Origin of the sequence: Streptomyces sp. NPDC058001 (assembly GCF_042886315.1) — a bacterium.
Taxonomy (GTDB): Bacteria; Actinomycetota; Actinomycetes; order Streptomycetales; family Streptomycetaceae; genus Streptomyces.
In genome coordinates this window covers 279,935-296,999 of record NZ_JBHVQT010000003.1, presented here as the reverse complement: position 1 = coordinate 296,999, position 17,065 = coordinate 279,935, and the positions used below count along the sequence as shown (strand labels likewise).

Genomic DNA, 17,065 nt, shown 5'->3' with positions numbered 1-17,065 from the left:
GTACGGTCATCCCGCCCACGGTCCGTGGAGGCGCCGGGAATCCCGTCCCGGCGTGGGGTCCGTGGGCGGGATGGGGCGGCGCGCAGGTGCCGAGCTGACGGGAACCTTACGTGGTCGGTTGACTACCGTTCGCGTTCATGACGGCAGGGTCGGTTTCCCGGGACCGCCGCTCCCCGGTGAACCGGCGGGCGGCGCTCCTCGCGTTGCTCCTCGTCGCGCTGATGCATCTCCTGGGCTGCGCCCATGGCACCGCTTCCGACAACACCAGCCGCGTGGACTGTCTCTGGACGGCCACCACGTCCTGCGCCCAGCCCGACGATCAGGCACAGGAGCCGGCCCGGGAGAACACCGCGCCGGAACCGGTCGATCCGTCCGGCTGCTGGGACGCCGACGAACCCACCGCGCAGCCCCCGCGCGGCCTCGCACTCGCCGTGGACGCGGTACGGAGTGGCCCGGCCGTCGACCACTCGCCCCTCGCCCCGCCGCCCGTCGCCTGGGCCGGACCACCGCCACCGCACGGCGGGTTCACGGCGGGTGGCACGGGACAGATCCGGGCGTGCCTAGGGGTCTGGCGGACCTGACCGGCAGAGACCCCTCGCGGTCGCCGGTCCCCCGCCCCCACATTCCCGTCGTACGGCCGGGTGCGCTCCGCGTGCCCCGGTCGCAGGAGAAGCACGCGATGACACCACCCGTTCCCCTTTCCCTGAACGAACCGTGCCCGACCGAACCGTCCCTGACCGAACCCCTCGCCCCGGCCGACGCCAAGCGGCCCATCCGTACACCCGCCGGACTCGTCGGCGACACCCCCGTCCTATGGGTCGGGGAGCCCTTCACCCCTGCCGGATCCGGGTTCTGGGCCAAGCTCGAAGGACACAATCCCGGCGGCATCAAGGACCGCACCGCCCTGCACATGGTCCGGGCGGCGCGCGAACGCGGTCAGTTGCTGCCGGGCGCGCCCATCGTGGAGTCCACATCCGGCACCCTCGGCCTCGGACTCGCCCTGGCCGGAGTCACCTTCGGGCATCCGGTCACCGTCGTGACCGACCCCGGGATGGAACCCCTGATGACCGGGCTCCTCACCGCATACGGGGCCGATGTGCAACTGGTAGACGCCCCGCACCCGGTGGGCGGCTGGCAGCAGGCGCGCCGAGAGCGGGTCGCGGAACTCCTCGCGCGGTACCCCGACGCGTGGTGCCCGGACCAGTACCACAACCCGGACAACGTGAGCGCGTACCGGCCCCTCGCGGAGGAACTCGCCGCGCAGCTCGGACATATCGACACGCTGGTGGTGAGCGTCGGCACCGGCGGGCACTCCGCCGGGATCGGCACGGTCCTGCGGGACGCCTTCCCGCGGTTGCGTGTCATCGGCGTCGACACACCGGGCTCGACCATTTTTGGGCAGCCCGCGGGCACCCGTCTGATGCGGGGGCTCGGCAGCAGCATCTACCCGGGCAACGTCGCGTACGACCTCTTCGACGAGGTCCACTGGGTCGCCGCGCCCGAGGCGGTGTGGGCGGCGCGCGCGCTGGCCCGTTGCCGGTACGCGACCGGTGGCTGGAGTGTCGGGGCGGTCGCCCTGGTCGCCCGCTGGCTGGCTGGACGTGCCCCGGCCGACGCCCGTACCGTCGCCGTGTTCCCCGACGGCCCCCAGCGGTACATCGGCACCGTCTTCGATGACGTCTACTGCCGTGAGCACCACCTGCTGGGGCATGAACCGGCCGACGAACCCGAGGAGATCGGGCACCCCGGGGAGCGGGTCGTGGCGCGCTGGACGCGGTGTGCGACCGTCGTCGATCCGATGGCGGGCGAGCGCGGACGCGCGGGCGCCTCGGTCGACGCGGGTATCCCGGCCGACGCGGGTGTTCCGGTCGACGCGGAGGTGTCGGTGTGACCTCCCTGTGGCACCAGACGCGCTCCTTCCCGCCCGCCGTAAGGCTTCTGATGGTCAATCAGTTCGCCATCAATCTCGCCTTCTACATGCTGATGCCGTACCTGGCAGCCCATCTCTCGGGTGATCTCGCCCTCGCCGCCTGGGCCGTGGGGCTCGTCCTCGGCGTACGGAATCTGTCGCAGCAGGGCATGTTCCTGGTCGGCGGGACGCTCGCCGACCGGTTCGGGTACAAGGCGCCGATCATGGCGGGCTGTCTGCTGCGGACCGTCGGCTTCGGTCTGCTCGGCTGGGTGGACAACCTGCCCGCGCTGATCGTCGCGTCGGCCGCGACCGGGTTCGCCGGGGCGCTGTTCAACCCTGCGGTGCGGGCGTATCTCGCCGCCGAGGCGGGTGAGCGGCGGGTGGACGCGTTCGCGACGTTCAACGTGTTCTACCAGGCGGGCATGTTGCTCGGTCCGCTGGTCGGAGTGGCCCTGCTCGCCCTCGACTTCCGGGCGGTGTGTGCCACGGCGGCCGTCATCTTCGCGGTGCTCGGCGTCGTGCAGTGGCGAAGTCTGCCGACGCGGCGTGGCGGCTCCGGTGACCGGACGCCGGGCGGGGTGCTCGCGCAGTGGCGTACGGTCGTCGCCAACCGGCCGTTCCTGCTGTTCTCGCTGGCGATGATCGGCTCGTACGTGCTGACGTTCCAGGTGTATCTGGCGCTGCCGCTGGCCGCCGACGCCGCTCTCGGGTCGCGCGGCACCCTGGCCACCAGTGGGCTGTTCGTGGTGTCCGCCGCCGTCGCGGTGGTCGGTCAACTGCGGCTCACCGCCTGGGCGAAGGGCCGGTGGAGCGCGGGGCAGGCGCTGGTCCGGGGGCTCACCGCGATGGGCCTCGCGTTCGTGCCGCTCGCCGTCGTCCCGGCGGATACCCCGTGGCTGTCGGTGGCGGCGCTGGTCGTCACGGTGGCGGTGCTCGCGGCGGGGAGCGCGGTGGTGTATCCGTTCGAGATGGACACGGTGGTCGGCCTTTCGGGTGACCGTCTCGTCGCCACGCACTACGGCCTCTACAACACGGTGTCCGGTCTCGGTATCACGCTGGGCAACCTCGCGACGGGCGCGCTGTGGGACTTCGCGGCGCGGCATCACATGCTGTGGCTGACCTGGCTCGCGCTCGCGGCGACGGGTCTGGCGTGCGCGGCTGCCGTGGCCCGACTGTCGCGACAGGGCCGACTCGCCCTACCGCAGGGGCAGTTGGCTCCGGCCTAGACGGAAAGGCGGTGCGCTGCGAGGCCGTGACTCATGGCCTCGCAGCGCACCGCGAACGCTCACCCGACACGGCGGTCAGGCGCGGAAGCGGTGCTCCCCCGATCCGACCGCGTATACCGCGCAGCCCGCCTCGGTCCTCAGCAGACGGGCGCCGGAGTGGGTGACGGACCCGGCGTCCTTCGTGGGGATCCACACCTCGGCGGTCGTGTTGACGGGCACCACGCAGTCCAGCTCGAACGTGCCGCGCCCCGCCTTCCACTCCACGGCGATCGGCCCGTACAGCGAGGTGAAGCGGGAGCGGGCCCGGCGTACTTCGCCACCGGGGCGCGGCCGGATCACGATGTGCCGGTACCCCGGCTCACCCGGCGCGATACCCGCGATGTGCGCGTACATCCACTCGCCGACGGAGCCGTACGCGTAGTGGTTGAACGAGTTCATCCCGGCGTCCTGGAAGGAGCCGTCGGGCTTGATCGAGTCCCAGCGCTCCCACATGGTGGTGGCGCCGCGCTCGATCGGGTAGCCCCAGCTGGGGAAGGTCTTCTGGTGCAGCAGCCGGTACGCGACGTCGTCGTGCCCGGTCTCCGTGAGCACCGGCAGCAGCCGTGGTGTGCCGAGGAACCCCGTCGACAGATGCCACTGACGTGCCTCGATGAGCGCGACGAGACGGTCCGCAGCGGGGGTACGGAGGGCTTCCGGGAGCAGGTCCATGGACAGGGCGAGGACGTACGCGGTCTGTGTGTCGCCCTTCACCCGGCCGGTGTCGGAGACATAGGCCGCGCGGAAGGCGTCCCGGACGGCGCCGAACAGGGCGGTGTAAGGGGCCGGGTCCTTGCCGAGCGCCTGCGCGATGCGTGCGGTGAGGTCCGCGCTGTGGGCGTAGTAGGCGGTGGCGATGACGTCCTTGGGTGTCTCGTCCCCGATGTTGAGCCAGTCGCCGTAGCCGTTCGCGGGCCGTAGATATCCGGTGCTGTTCTTCTTGAGGTAGTCCAGCCACTTCAGGATCGAGTCCCAGGAGTCCTCCAGGACCCGTGTGTCGCCGTACGCCTGGTAGAGGGCCCAGGGCACGGTCACACCCGCGTCGCCCCAGCCCGCGGCGCCCGCACCGACATAGCCGACGAAGGGCGCCACGTCGGTGAACGCGCCTTCGCTCGTCTGGGCGTCGCGCAGGTCCTGGAGCCACTTGGTGAGGAAGCGGGCCGACTCCATGGTGTACGCGGCGGTCGGCGCGAAGACGTTGATGTCACCGGTCCAGCCGAGGCGTTCGTCGCGGGCCGGTGTGTCGGTGGGGACGGAGAGGAAGTTGCCGCGCTGTCCCCAAGTGATGTTGCTGTGCAGTTGGTTGAGCATCGGCACATCGGTACTGAAGTCGAAGGTGAAGGGCGCCGATGTGTGCATGACCCGTCCGGTGACGGCACTCGCGCGCGGCGTGCCCGGATAGCCCGTGACCTCTACGTACCGGAACCCGTGGAAGGTGAACCGCGGCTCGTACACCTCCTCGCCGCCGCCCTTGAGGGTGTATGTGTCGGTGGCGCGGGCCGAGCGCAGGTTGGCGGTGTAGAGGGTGCCGTCGGGGTTGAGTACCTCGGCGTGGCGCAGCCGTATCGTGGTGCCTGCCTTGCCCGAGACCCGCAGGCGTACGGTGCCGACCATGTTCTGGCCGAGGTCGAACACGTGGACGCCGGGGCGGGGTTGGGTGACCTTGCGGGTGGCCAGTTCCTGGGTGACGCGGACGGGTCCGTCGACCTCGGCGACGGGCTTGGCGGTGACCGGTCCTGCCAGTTCCACGGGCCGCCAGGCGGAGTCGTCGTAGGCCGCGCGGGTCCAGCCGGGTGTCTCGCGGCGGGCGTCGTAGTCCTCGCCGGCCATCATGTCGGCGCTGGTGATCGGCCCGGCGGTGGCGTGCCAGTCGGAGTCCGAGACGACGGTGGTGCGGGTGCCGTCCTGGTGGACCACTTCGAGTTGGGCGAGCAGGGCGGGGCGGTCGCCGTAGTGGTGCGGGCCGAAGGAGGCGATGTTGCCCGCGTACCAGCCGACGCCGAGGTGGGCGCCGATGGCGTTGTCGCCGCCGCGCACCAGCTTGGTCACGTCGTAGGTCTGGTACTGGACGCGCTGACGGTAGTCGGTCCAGCCGGGGGCGAGTTGGTCGCGGCCCACCCGCTGCCCGTTGAGGTGTGCCTCGTAGTGGCCGAGCGCGGTGACGTAGAGGCGGGCCTGGGCGACCTTCTTGCCCGACAGGCGGAAGGCGCGGCGCAGTTGGGTGGCGGGGAAGTAGGACGGGGTGACCTTGCCCCAGGGTCCGGTGCCCCAGACGGGGCCCTTGCGGGCGGCGCGCCAGGCGCTGTCGTCGAACCCGGCGCCCTGCCAACTCCCGGACGGCTCCTGGTCGGTGGACTTCCAGGTGTCGTCCGTGCCGACGGTGGTGACGCCGTCGGCGGTGGTGATCTCCAGGACGGCGAGGAGTCCGGCCGGGCTCACCTTGCCGTTGGTCGCCGTCGCCGCGAGGACGTTGGTGCCCGAGGTGAGCGCGCCGGTGACGTCGATGACGGCGGGCCTGCGCCAGTTCTCGGCATCGCTGTCGGCGTCGGTGTGTCCGACCTGGGTGCCGTTGACGTACAGCGTGTACGCGTCGTCGGCGGTGACGGCGATACGGGCACCGGTGATCCGCGCGGGGGCCTCCAGGGTCCGCCGGAACCATCGCGTGCCCTCGGGAAGGTTGCTCGCCGGGTCGCCCTCGGGGAACCAGATCCAGGAAGAGCCCTCCAGCGACGGTGCGTCGGTGAGCGCCGCCGGTGCGCCGACCCACTTCGCGGACCATTCGGCGGGCTTCATGAGGCCCGTCTCCCACCACTCCGGCTTGCTCCACTCGGACGCGGTGCCGTGCGAGTCCCAGACCCGGACGGTCCAGTGGTAGCGGGTGCGGGGCGCCAACTCGGGCCCGGCGTAAGGGACGAGGACGGACTGCGACGAGGCGACCTTGCCGCTGTCCCACACATCCGGGCGGTCCAGAAGGCCGGGGCTGGTGGCGACGCGGATCTGGTAGGCGCTCTGGCCGGCGTCCTGCCCGCCCTTCTTGCCGGCGCCCTGCAACGGCCAGCTCAGCCGGGGCCGGGGGACGTCCAGGCCCAGCGGCGTGCGCACGTACTCGGCGGTCGGCGTGGCCACCCGCAGGGGCCCCGGCTTCGGACCGGCCCCAACCCCCGCTCCCGCGACGGCGCCTGTCCCGCCCCGCGTTGCGGCGGCGGCCTCGGGAAGCGGCCCGGCCATGAGCCCGGCTCCCAACGCGACGGCCGTACCGGTCATGCGTCTTCTGCTGATCACGGGCCACTCCTCGACGATTCGGCGATGAATCGATTCACGAGGGGGAACGTAGGGGTGAGGGATAGGCGCGTCAAGACATGCGGCAGGATGGCGTGAAGTGGCTATTCGACGCAGAGGTAAGGGTGTTGGGCCCGCCGACGGCCCCGCCCCCCGATTGAACCTTTTCAATTAAGGGGAGACACGCAGGTCGGTCTACTCGGCGGTGATCACGGGGACGCCACTCGTGCGGATGCGCGCGAGTTCCACCTCGGGTGCGCTCGCGTCCGTGATCAGGTGGTGGACACGTGACAGCGGGCAGATCTTGGCGAAGGTGCTCCGGCCGATCTTCGAGTGGTCGGCGACCACGACGGTCCGGCTGCTGGCGTCGGCGAAGGCCCGGTCCGTGGCCGCTTCGAGCTGATCGTGGGTCGTACAGCCGTGATCCGCACTGATGCCGTCGACGCCGAGGAAGGTGATGTCGATGTGGTGGTCGGCGAGCGTCTTCTCGGCGATGGGACCGACCAGTTCATAGCTGGTCGCACGCGCGTGACCGCCGATGACGACGAGCGTGACGTCCTTGTGCAGCACCAGTTCCGCCGCGATGTTCACGGCGTTGGTGACGATCGTGACGGTTCCCCGGTCCGCGAGCAGCCGGGCCACCTCGGTCACCGTGCTGCCGCCGGTCATGCCGACGACCGCGCCCTCGGGCACCAGCGCGGCGGCGGCCCTGGCGATGGCCTGCTTCTCCGGGCGGCAGCGCTCGGTGCGGTGTTGCAGCGGCGCCTCCAGACCGATGCTGCCGACCGCCGCGCCGCCGTGCGTGCGGCGCAGCAGATTGCGCCGGCTCAGGTCCCGCAGATCGCGCCGGATGGTGGCTCCGGAGACATCGAGGAGCCGCGCCAGTTCATTGACGTCGACGCTGTTCTTCGCGGAGACCTGCTCAAGTATCCGCGCGTGACGCTCGGTTCTCAGCATGCGACGGAGCATAGCCCGCAGGTCACACGGTGCCGAGGTGCGCGTATGAGCACGCAATGCGCAGGACCGAACGCTTGACAGGCCGAATCGTGAGCGATTGACTCCCGGCAGCGCCGGAGTTGAGCAGCCGGTGCCAGAGGTGCGCCCAGCCGGTACGCGGTAGATATGCCGCAAGCCCGGACAAAGTCGCCAGGATCGCTGTCAGCGTCCGAGGCGGGGACGTACCCTCCCACCTTCTGGAGCTCGCTGATGAGCATCAATCGTGCCCGATCTCGTCGATGTTCCGCCTCCCTGGCGTCGGCAGCTGCGGCCACCACGGCCCTGCTGCTCGCGTCGACACTCGCGGGGGCGTCACCCGCATCCTCCACGTCCGGCGCATCCCCCACGTCCAGCACGACCCCCACGTCCCCCACGTCCGATGGGGCCTCCGCCTCCGGAACGGCCTCCGTATCCCTTCCCCCGGTGCACGCCGGGTTCGACTACCAGATCGGCGGGGCCTACACCCCGCCGTCCGGAGTGAAGGTGGTCAGCCGGGACCACGAGGCGTCACCGGCGGCCGGTCTGTACAACATCTGCTACGTCAACGCCTTCCAGGCACAGCCCGGCGCCGAGGCCGACTGGGACGCCGACCTGCTGCTCCGGGACGCCAAGGGCAAGGTCGTCTACGACGGCGACTGGGGCGAGGCCCTGCTCGACCTGCGCACCGCCGACAAGCGGCAGCGCGTCGCCGCCAAGGTGGGCGGCTGGATCGACTCCTGCGCGGCCAAGGGCTTCCAGGCCGTGGAGCCCGACAACTACGACAGCTACGACCGGTCCAAGGGGCTGCTCACCAAGGCCCAGGCCAAGTCGTACATCACGCTGCTGTCCGCTCGCGCCCACGACAAGGGCCTGGCGATCGCCCAGAAGAACGCCGCCGAACTCGCCGGTGCGCACGCGCAGACCGGGCTCGACTTCGCCGTCGCCGAGGAGTGCGGGACCTGGGACGAGTGCGACATGTACACGGCGGCGTACGGGGATCACGTCGTGGTGATCGAGTACACGAACAAAGGGCTGGCCGCGGCCTGCTCCGGGTGGGGTGACCGCCTGAGCGTCGTACAGCGGGATCTGGACGTCTCGCCGGCCGGCAGCGCCGGGTACGTGCGGCGGACCTGCTGACCGTCGCGGAATCCGTCCGGTGTGCCGGGTCGGCACGGGTCGTACCTGCCCGGCCCGGCACATCGGAGCCCGCGCGCTTCTCCGCTCAAGCCGTGCCCCCACGTCTTCCGTCATATCGAGTCCCCTTGCGTGTTTCCCCTGTTCTCCTGGAGGTTCCGATGGCTGTCGGTCGTCGCATGTCCGGCGTTCCCTCGCGCCGTGCCGTACTGCGCCGGGGTGCGGGTCTGCTGTCCGGCGCGGCGGCGGCCTCCGTGCTCGCCGGGTGCGGCGGGGGCGCGAGTGACGGGGTCGGCGCCGACGGACGGGTCACGGTCGAGCTGTGGCACGGCCAGACCGACACCGGACGGGCCGCGATCCAGCGCCTGGTGACCGAGTTCAACCGCACCCATCCCGACATCCGCGTCGATCCCGGCGGCGGTGTCCTCGCGGACGCGATGCTCCAGAAGGTGACGGCGGCGCTGGCCTCGGGCTCGTACCCGGACATCGCCTATGTCTTCGGTTCGGACCTCGCGAGTGTCGCCCGCAGCCCCCAGGTCGTCGACCTCACCGACTCGGTACGCTCCGGTCCCACGCCGTGGACCGACTACTGGGCTCCGGCGCGACAGGCCGTCACGGTCAACGGGCGCGTGCGCGCGGCGCCCGCGCTTATGGATTCGCTCGCCGTGGTGTGCGACAAGAAGCTGTTCCGTGCCGCCGGGGTACCGCTGCCCGAGGCGGGCTGGACCTGGCAGGACTTCACCGAGACGGCGAAGCGGCTCACCGGGAGCGGCCGGGGTGTCTTCGGGACGGGGTGGCCGGGGGTCGGTGACGAGGACACCGTGTGGCGGCTGTGGCCGATGATCTGGGACCTCGGCGGCGAGGTGATCGCGGACGACGGCCGGAGCATCGGCTTCGAGGACACCGGCGTACGGGCCCTGGAGACCGTCGCGCAACTCGTGCGGGACAAGAGTGTGTACGTCGATCCGAAACCCGGCAGCGAGCAGATGTACCAGGTCTTCGTGTCGGGCCGGATGGGCATGGTCGTCACCGGACCGTGGCAGTTGCCCGACATCGCCCAGGCGAAGATCGACTACCACGTGGTGCCGCTACCCAGCTACAGCGGCCGGCCGCTGACGATCTCCGGTCCGGACACCTGGACCGTGTTCGACAACGGCGAGGCGCGCGTCCGTGCCGCGCGGACGTTCCTGACCTGGCTGCGGCAGCCCGCGCAGGACGTCCGCTGGGACATCGAGGCGGGCAGCCTGCCGCTCAGCCGGTCCACTCAGCGGCTGCCCGAGTGGCGGGAGCAGAGCACGCGGACCGAGGGTCTCTCGGTGTTCACGAAGGCCCTGGAGTCGGCGCGGGTGCGGCCCGCGCACCCCGCCTATCCACAGATCTCCCAGGCGCTCGGACAGGCCGTCACGGCCGTGCTGCTCGGCCGGAAGTCACCGGCCGACGCGCTGCGCGACTGCGCCGACGAGGCCAACGCCGCTCTGCTCATACCGCGTTGAGGAGCTGTCCCATGCCCCGTCTGCCCACCCCGCTCACCATCGCCGACACCGGCCACCGGCCGCGTACCCGGCGCTCCCGCCGGCGCCGTGAGTCGGCGACCGCCTGGGCGTTCCTGTCGCCATCGGTCGTGATCATCCTCGGCCTGGGCGTGCTGCCCGTCGCCTGGTCGCTGCTCCTCTCCTTCCGCGCCGACGATTTGGTCACGCCGGGCCGCTGGGTCGGCGTCGACAACTACCGTGCGCTCGCGCAGGACCCGCACTTCAGCCAGGCGGTCCGCAACACCCTGCTGTACACGGCGCTGTACGTGCCGCTCAGCCTCGTACTGGGCCTTGCCCTGGCGCTGGCGCTGAACCGGCGCATCCGGCTGGTCGGCCTGTACCGGACGCTGTTCTTCGTACCGTTCGTGATCTCGGCGACCGCGCAGGGCGTGCTGTTCTCGTTCATCCTGGATCCGGAGTTCGGCGCCGCCAACTCGGTGCTGCACGCGCTCGGCCTCTCCCCGCAGGGCTTCCTCACCGATCCCGGGCAGGCACTGTTCGTGCTGGTGGCGATCTCGCTGTGGAGCGGCACCGGGTTCTGCGTCGTGGTGTATCTCGCGGCACTCCAGGACGTACCGGCGTCGCTGATCGAGGCGGCGCGGCTGGACGGCGCGGGGCGGTGGCATCTGCTGCGGCATGTCACCCTGCCGACGATCATGCCGGTCAGTGTGTTCCTGCTGCTGTGGCAGACCATCAACTCCCTTCAGGTCTTCGACCTCGTGTACGTCACCAGCAAGGGCGGGCCGCTCGGTTCGACCACCGTGATCGTCTACTTCATCTGGGAGCAGGCGTTCAAGAACTTCACCGCGGGGTACGGCGCGGCGGCGGCGTACGCGCTCGCGGTGGCCCTCCTCGTGATCGCCGCGGTCGTACGGGGTGCCCGGCGCCTCGAACACCGCCGTCCGGAAGGAGCGGCACGATGACCGCGACATCTCCCCGGCCACGGTTGCCGTTCAGCGGGTGGCATCTGCTGCTGGCGCCGCTCGCGCTGCTGTTCGCGGTGCCACTGCTGTGGCTCCTGGTGAGTTCGGTGATGAGCAATGCCGAGATCAACCGGTTCCCGCCCGCGCTGTGGCCCTCGCGTCTCGACCTCGGCGGCTACCGGTATGTGCTGGGCAACGCGATGTTCCCGCGCTGGTTCGCCAACTCGCTGATCGTGTCCCTGGTCGCCGTGGTGTCCAATCTGGTGTTCGGGGCGCTCGGCGGGTACGCGTTCGCACGGATGCGGTTCGGCGGGTCACGGGTGGTGCTCGGGCTGATGCTGGCGACGATGGCGATCCCGTTCCAGTTGACGATGATCCCGACGTTCCTGGTGATGAAGCGGCTCGGTCTCATCGACACGCTCGGCGCGCTGATCGTGCCGTCGCTGGTCACGCCCTTCGCGGTGTTCCTGCTGCGGCAGTTCTTCCTGTCCCTGCCAAGGGAGTTGGAGGAGGCGGCCTGGATCGACGGGTGTTCGCGGCTGCGGGTGCTGTTCCTGGTCGTCCTGCCGCTGTCGCGGCCCGCGCTCGCCACGGTGGCCGTGCTGACGTTCCTCACCACCTGGAACGATCTGACCTGGCCGCTCATCGCCATCAACCACGACACCCAGTACACCTTGCAACTCGGCCTGACGACCTTTCAGGGGCAGCATCACACCAAGTGGTCGGCGGTGATGGCGGGCAATGTGATCACCGTGCTTCCGGTGCTGCTCGCCTTCCTCGGTGCCCAGAAGTCGTTCATCCAGTCGATCACGTCCAGCGGGCTCAAGGGCTGAGCCGCCACCACTGCCTCCGGGGCCGGTTCCCCACCCTCACCACCACAGGAAGCGTGCCCGATGCCGTACTCCTCGCCCGACTCCTTCGACTTCGACCTGCTCGTCGTCGGCGACGCCAATCCGGATGTCGTCGTCGGTCCGCTGGACGCCCCGCTCGCCTTCGGCCAGCGGGAGCAGTTGGTCGCCACCGGGCTGCTCACGCTGGGCGGTTCGGCCGCGATCATGGCGTGCGGTGCCGCACGGCTCGGGCTGCGGGTGGCGTTCGCGGGGCGGGTCGGGGACGACGACGCGGGCCGTTTCGTCCGGGACGCGCTGTCCGCGCGGGGTGTGGACACGACGGCCCTGCGCCTGGACCCCGCGCTGCCGAGCCCGCTCACCACGGTGGTGACGCGCGGCGCGGACCGGGCGATCCTCACCGCGCCCGGCACACTCGCCGACACCAACGCCGACGACGTACCGGACGTACTGCTGACCGGCAGCCGCCATGTGCACGCGGCCTCGTACTTCCTGATGCCGAAGCTGGCGGACGCGCTGCCCGCGCTGTTCCGTACCGCCCGGGTCCATGGCGCGACCACCTCGCTCGACACGAACGACGACCCGGCAGGGCGGTGGCGTTCCGCCGGGCTCACCGAACTGCTCGCCGTGACCGACATCCTGCTGCCGAACGCCCGGGAGGCACTGGCTCTGTCCGGTGTCACGGACGGCCCGTCCGACGACGTCTCGGAAGCCGATGTCGTCGCGGCGGCAAGGGAGTTGGCCGCCTCGGGTCCGCTCGTCGTGGTCAAGACCGGCGCCGACGGCGCGCTGAGCCATGACGGGCGGAGCCTGCTGCGGGCCGCGCCCGTTCCCGTGGAGCCACGGGACACCGTCGGCGCCGGTGACAGCTTCGACGCCGGTTTCGTCGCCGCGACCCTGGCCGGTCTCGCCCCGGGCGACGCCCTCGCCTTCGCCGCCGCGTGCGGCGCGCTGTCCACCAGGGCCCACGGCGGCACGAGCGCCCAGCCCACCTGGGACGAGGCACTCGCCGCCACCACCCGCAACGGAAAGAACCAGTGATGACCACCAAGATCGCGTTCATCGGCGCCGGAAGCGTCGTGTTCACACAGGGCCTGCTCGCCGACCTCTTCGCCTTCGACGAACTCCGCGACGTACACATCGCGTTGCACGACATCGACGCGGACCGGCTCGCCACCGCCGAAGGAGCGGCGCGGCACATCGCGGACCACCTCGGGGCGTCCCCCCTGATCACCGCGCACGCCGAACGCCGCGCGGCACTCGACGGCGCCGACTTCGTCATCAACATCATCCAGGTCGGAATGCGGGACGCCACCCGCACCGACTTCGACGTGCCCGCGCGCTACGGGATACGGCAGACCATCGGCGACACCCTCGGCATCGGCGGCATCTTCCGCGCGCTGCGCACCTTCCCGGTACTGAGGGCGCTGGGCGAGGACATCGCGGCCGTGTGCCCCGACGCGTGGCTGCTCAACTACACCAACCCGATGGCGATGAACGTCCAGTACCTCACGCAGGCGACCGGGCTGACCCGCGTGGTGGGCCTGTGCCACTCGGTGTACTGGACGATGCGGGACCTCTCCGCACTGCTGAACGTGCCGTACGAGGAGATCACTTACCGGGCAGCCGGGGTCAACCACCAGGCGTGGGTGCTGCGTTTCGAGCACGAGGGCCAGGACCTCTACCCGCGTCTGGACGCCCTCATCGCCGAGGACCCGCAGCTACGGCGCCGCGTCCGCGTCGACATGTACCGGCGCCTCGGCCACTACCCCACCGAGACCAGCGAGCACTCCGCCGAGTACGTCCCCTGGTATCTGCACCACGCCGAGGAGATCGAACGGCTGCGGCTGCCCGTCGGGGCGTACCTCGGCATCGTCGACGAGAACATCGCCGCGTACGAGAAGACGCGTGCGGCGCTCGCCGACGGGGTGCCGCTGCCCGTCGAGGGGACCATGGAGTACGCGCCGCAGATCATCCACAGCGTCACCACCGGCACACCCCGGACCGTCTACGGGAACGTCCCGAACCACGGTCTGATCACGAACCTGCCGGCGAGTGGCACGGTCGAAGTGCCGTGCCTGGTCGACGGGTCGGGGGTGCAGCCCACCCGCGCGGGCGAACTCCCCCCACAGTTGGCGGCGCTCAACCGGACCTATCTGAGCATGAACGACCTGGTGGTCAGGGCCGCCCTGGAGGACGAGCCCCGGCACATCCGGCACGCCGCGATGACCGATCCCGCCACGGCGGCGGCCCTCCCGGTGGAGCAGATCTGGAGCCTGTGCGACGACATGGTCCGCGCGCACGGGGACGCGCTTCAGCCCTCGCTACGAGCGGTACTCGGCACCTGACCGTCAGACCCCGCCGCTCCCCGGTCGGCGGGCGAGGAAAACGAACTCAAGGCCGAGGCGGTCGGGAGCGTCGCGCACGTCCTCGACCACATCCCGGGTCTCGAAGACGAAATGCCCGCCGGGCCGCAGGGCTTCGTGGACGCCGCGCAGGGTCGCCCGCCACACCTGAGGGTCGATGACCTCCTGCGCGGCGTTCGCCGTCATCGTGGCGAGATCGACCCGCAACGCCGGGAGCCCTGTCGCGTCACCGTGGATCCAACGCACCGGCTCACCGCCCGGCTTGGCACAGGCCACGTCGAGGGAGGCCCCGGAGGGGTCGACACCGACGACGTCGATCCCACGCTCGGCGAGCAGCAGCGCGAACACACCGGTCCCGCACCCGACGTCCACCACCCGACGCGCCCCGAACTCCTCCGCCATACGGACATACGCGTCGAGATCACGACGGTCGGGATCGAGCGGGTCATAGATCACGGCGAGCCGTGGATCCCGGAAACACTCGTCAGCCGTGCGCTGTGTTGTTGTAGGTGCGGACCTCTTGCTGCTCTGGGGCCTCGGCTGGGGCGGTGTGCCGAGCCTCCTGCAAACCGCTGTCGCCGACGCCGGAGGCGAATCGGCCGACGCCGCGCAGGCCGCGCTCGTGACCCTGTGGAACGTGGCCATGGCGGGCGGAGGAATCATCGGCGGCATCGTGGTCACCGCTCGCGCACACGGCTTCCCAGCACAGAGCAGTTGACGCGACGCGGACATCGCAGGGGAGAGCGCGGGCCGCGGTAAGTCGCGAGCCACACAAGTACCGAACAGCTCAAGACCCCTCTGCGGCCCGGATCTCGTCCACCAGCCCCCATTCCAGGGCGAGTTGGGCACCGATCGCGATACCCGTGAGCGCCAGATACGCGGTACGCCAGCGACCGATCCTGCGGGCGATACCAACGGTCCCGCCGGCGCCCGGGATCAGGCCCATCCGGATCTCCGGCAGCCGGATCCGGGTATCAGGAGCCGCCACGACATGCGCGGCGAACGACGGCAGTTCGATACCCGCGCCGACACAGGGCCCGTGCAGCAGGACATGGACCCGGGCCGAGAGTTCCGCGAGCCGGGCGGCGGCGCTGCGGCCGGTCCGTACGAGATGCGCGCGTACGGGATCGGTCGCCGTGCCGAACTCCGCCAGGTCTCCCCCACTACAGAACGCGGGCCCGTTGCCCCAAAGTTCGACCCGGCGCAGACTGTGGTCGGCGGCGGCCAGGTCGAGCGCGTCTACCAGCGCGTCCCGCAGCGCGGCGGAGAACGCGTTGCGCCGCGCGGGATGGTCGAGCGTGATCCGCAGCGTGTCACCGGACCGCTCGACCAACACGAGGTCGTCGCGGGGTGCGGCCACGGACTTCGGCCCGCGCCCGTCGAGCCACTCGGCGAACTCGGGCCCTCCGAGCAGCGTCGAGTACGCGAACGACTCCACCCGCAGCCCGTCCGGCACGGGCAACCCCGCACCCGTACGCAGCACTTGGTCCAGCACGGTGCTGGCGTGCGGGTTGCCCAGGACGGCGGACTCGATGCGGGCGAGTGCAGAGTCAACGTCGTCGGACGCGACGATCCGCCGGTCGACGGGCCTTCCTGCGGGGTCGCTCGGCGCGAGGGTCAGCGTCAGCGCGTCGAGCAGGCGTGGCGGTACGCGGGCCGGGGCGCGGGTGACTCCGACGGCGACACCGGCGCGGGCGCCGAGAACGGCCGCCGCGTGGGCCACGTCGGTCGCGGACGCGTCGGTGACGGTGTCCAGGTCCACAACGGTCGGCCGGTACGCGGCGGAGCCACCGTCGGCGTCCGCCCGGAGCCATTCGTCCGCGCGTACCCACCGCAGATCCGCCGTCTGCCGCACCGTGAGGGCCATGAACGGTCTCCCTCGATCGCTCGTCGACGACAGTTCCGTCAGCCCTTACGGTAAGCCTTCCTTGCGGTATGCCTCTCGATGTCAGTCGCGACCGATCAGTCCCACGCGAAGGAAACGAACCGCCCGTGAACGAGCCGTCCGATGCCTTTCCGCCCCCGTCCGAGCCGTCGTTCCGGCTGCTGCCGGGTGACCCGCGGTCGCCCGTGATCCTTCACGTGCCGCACTCCTCGCGGATGATCCCGGCCCCGGTGCGCGCGGGCATCGTGCTGGACGACGACGCTCTGGGCAGCGAACTCGACCACATCACCGACGCGCACACCGCCGAACTGGCCGCGTCGGCGGCACACTCCGCGTCGGTCACCCCGTGGCGCTTCGTCAACGCCCTGTCCCGTCTGGTGATCGACCCCGAACGGTTCCCCGACGAGCGCGAGGAGATGCTCGCCGTCGGCATGGGCGCCGTCTACACCCGCACCACGCACCGCGCACACCTCCGCCCGGACGGCACGGACCCGGCGCCGCTGATCGACCGGTACTTCACCCCGTACGCGCGGGCGATGACCGAGGCGGTCGCCGACCGGCTGGCGGCGACGGGCCGCGCCGTCGTCGTGGACGTGCACTCGTATCCGACCCGGCCACTCCCCTATGAACTGCACGGCGACGGCCCCCGCCCCCCGGTCTGCCTGGGCACCGACACCTTCCACACCCCGCCCGGTCTGCTCACGGCGGCGCGCACGGTGTTCGCGGGGTTCGGCGGCACGGGGATCGACAGCCCGTTCGCCAGTACGTATGTCCCGCTGGAGTTCTACGGCAGGGACGCCCGGGTGAGCGCGCTGATGATCGAGATCCGCCGGGACGGCTATATGACGGAGCCCGGCGGCCCGTCCGGCGCCGGGCTCGACCGCCTGGCCACCGCCCTGACGGAACTGATCGACACCGTGTCCGTCCCTTAGCCCCTTGAACCCGTAGT

The 17,065-nt window shown here is 70.9% G+C and carries 14 protein-coding genes and 1 pseudogene; 11 read left to right on the top strand and 4 right to left on the bottom strand.

Features of this window, described 5'->3' with window-relative positions; translation table 11 throughout:
• Positions 1–137 precede the first annotated feature (137 nt).
• The 3 genes from ACFVT5_RS07930 (at position 138) to ACFVT5_RS07920 (ending at position 3,138) form a co-directional block, all read left to right on the top strand.
• Entirely contained in the window at positions 138–581 is a 444-nt protein-coding gene (locus ACFVT5_RS07930) for a hypothetical protein (RefSeq protein WP_389882636.1), read from the top strand.
• 98 nt (positions 582–679) lie between these two features.
• Entirely contained in the window at positions 680–1,891 is a 1,212-nt protein-coding gene (locus ACFVT5_RS07925; RefSeq protein WP_389882634.1) for a PLP-dependent cysteine synthase family protein, read from the top strand.
• Positions 1,888–3,138 carry an MFS transporter gene (locus tag ACFVT5_RS07920; protein WP_389882632.1) on the top strand — a complete coding sequence of 417 codons (1,251 nt, stop codon included), beginning with the start codon at positions 1,888–1,890 and terminating at the stop codon, positions 3,136–3,138. Before ACFVT5_RS07925 ends, ACFVT5_RS07920 begins: the two co-directional genes overlap by 4 nt.
• Positions 3,139–3,213: 75 nt before the next feature.
• Here the strand turns inward: ACFVT5_RS07920 and ACFVT5_RS07915 are convergent, their stop codons facing one another.
• Positions 3,214–6,456 (bottom strand): alpha-L-rhamnosidase, encoded by a 3,243-nt coding sequence (locus ACFVT5_RS07915; RefSeq protein WP_389882630.1) that lies wholly within the window; start codon positions 6,454–6,456, stop codon positions 3,214–3,216.
• Between the two features lie 192 nt (positions 6,457–6,648).
• Positions 6,649–7,410 carry a DeoR/GlpR family DNA-binding transcription regulator gene (locus tag ACFVT5_RS07910; RefSeq protein ID WP_389882628.1) on the bottom strand — a complete coding sequence of 254 codons (762 nt, stop codon included), beginning with the start codon at positions 7,408–7,410 and terminating at the stop codon, positions 6,649–6,651.
• Between the two features lie 249 nt (positions 7,411–7,659).
• Here ACFVT5_RS07910 and ACFVT5_RS07905 point away from each other — a divergent pair, with 249 nt between their 5' ends.
• The 6 genes from ACFVT5_RS07905 (at position 7,660) to ACFVT5_RS07880 (ending at position 14,213) form a co-directional block, all read left to right on the top strand.
• The gene (locus ACFVT5_RS07905; RefSeq protein WP_389882626.1) at positions 7,660–8,565 is read left to right on the top strand and encodes an endo alpha-1,4 polygalactosaminidase; all 906 of its coding nucleotides are present in this window, start codon (positions 7,660–7,662) and stop codon (positions 8,563–8,565) included.
• 158 nt (positions 8,566–8,723) lie between these two features.
• A complete protein-coding gene (locus ACFVT5_RS07900) occupies positions 8,724–10,055 on the top strand; it encodes an ABC transporter substrate-binding protein (protein WP_389882624.1) in 1,332 nt (443 codons plus the stop codon).
• An 11-nt stretch (positions 10,056–10,066) separates the two neighbouring features.
• Positions 10,067–11,017, top strand: a complete 951-nt coding sequence (locus ACFVT5_RS07895) for a carbohydrate ABC transporter permease (RefSeq protein ID WP_389882622.1) — start codon at positions 10,067–10,069, stop codon at positions 11,015–11,017.
• On the top strand, positions 11,014–11,850 hold the full coding sequence (locus ACFVT5_RS07890; RefSeq protein WP_389882620.1) for a carbohydrate ABC transporter permease: 837 nt from the start codon (positions 11,014–11,016) through the stop codon (positions 11,848–11,850). Before ACFVT5_RS07895 ends, ACFVT5_RS07890 begins: the two co-directional genes overlap by 4 nt.
• 60 nt (positions 11,851–11,910) lie before the next feature.
• On the top strand, positions 11,911–12,906 hold the full coding sequence (locus ACFVT5_RS07885) for a carbohydrate kinase family protein (RefSeq protein WP_389882618.1): 996 nt from the start codon (positions 11,911–11,913) through the stop codon (positions 12,904–12,906).
• Complete coding sequence (locus ACFVT5_RS07880; RefSeq protein WP_389882616.1) at positions 12,906–14,213, top strand: alpha-glucosidase/alpha-galactosidase; 1,308 nt, start codon at positions 12,906–12,908, stop codon at positions 14,211–14,213. The genes ACFVT5_RS07885 and ACFVT5_RS07880 overlap by 1 nt, the downstream gene beginning before the upstream one ends.
• A 3-nt stretch (positions 14,214–14,216) precedes the next feature.
• Here the strand turns inward: ACFVT5_RS07880 and ACFVT5_RS07875 are convergent, their stop codons facing one another.
• Positions 14,217–14,687 carry a class I SAM-dependent DNA methyltransferase gene (locus tag ACFVT5_RS07875; RefSeq protein ID WP_389882614.1) on the bottom strand — a complete coding sequence of 157 codons (471 nt, stop codon included), beginning with the start codon at positions 14,685–14,687 and terminating at the stop codon, positions 14,217–14,219.
• 67 nt (positions 14,688–14,754) lie between these two features.
• Between ACFVT5_RS07875 and ACFVT5_RS07870 the strand changes: the two are divergent.
• Positions 14,755–14,949: pseudogene (locus tag ACFVT5_RS07870) on the top strand (MFS transporter); the annotation flags it as partial.
• Positions 14,950–15,018: 69 nt separating this feature from the next.
• Here the strand turns inward: ACFVT5_RS07870 and ACFVT5_RS07865 are convergent.
• A complete protein-coding gene (locus ACFVT5_RS07865; RefSeq protein WP_389882612.1) occupies positions 15,019–16,098 on the bottom strand; it encodes an enoyl-CoA hydratase/isomerase family protein in 1,080 nt (359 codons plus the stop codon).
• Between the two features lie 125 nt (positions 16,099–16,223).
• Between ACFVT5_RS07865 and ACFVT5_RS07860 the strand changes: the two genes are divergently transcribed.
• A complete protein-coding gene (locus ACFVT5_RS07860) occupies positions 16,224–17,048 on the top strand; it encodes an N-formylglutamate amidohydrolase (protein WP_389882610.1) in 825 nt (274 codons plus the stop codon).
• Positions 17,049–17,065 lie beyond the last annotated feature (17 nt).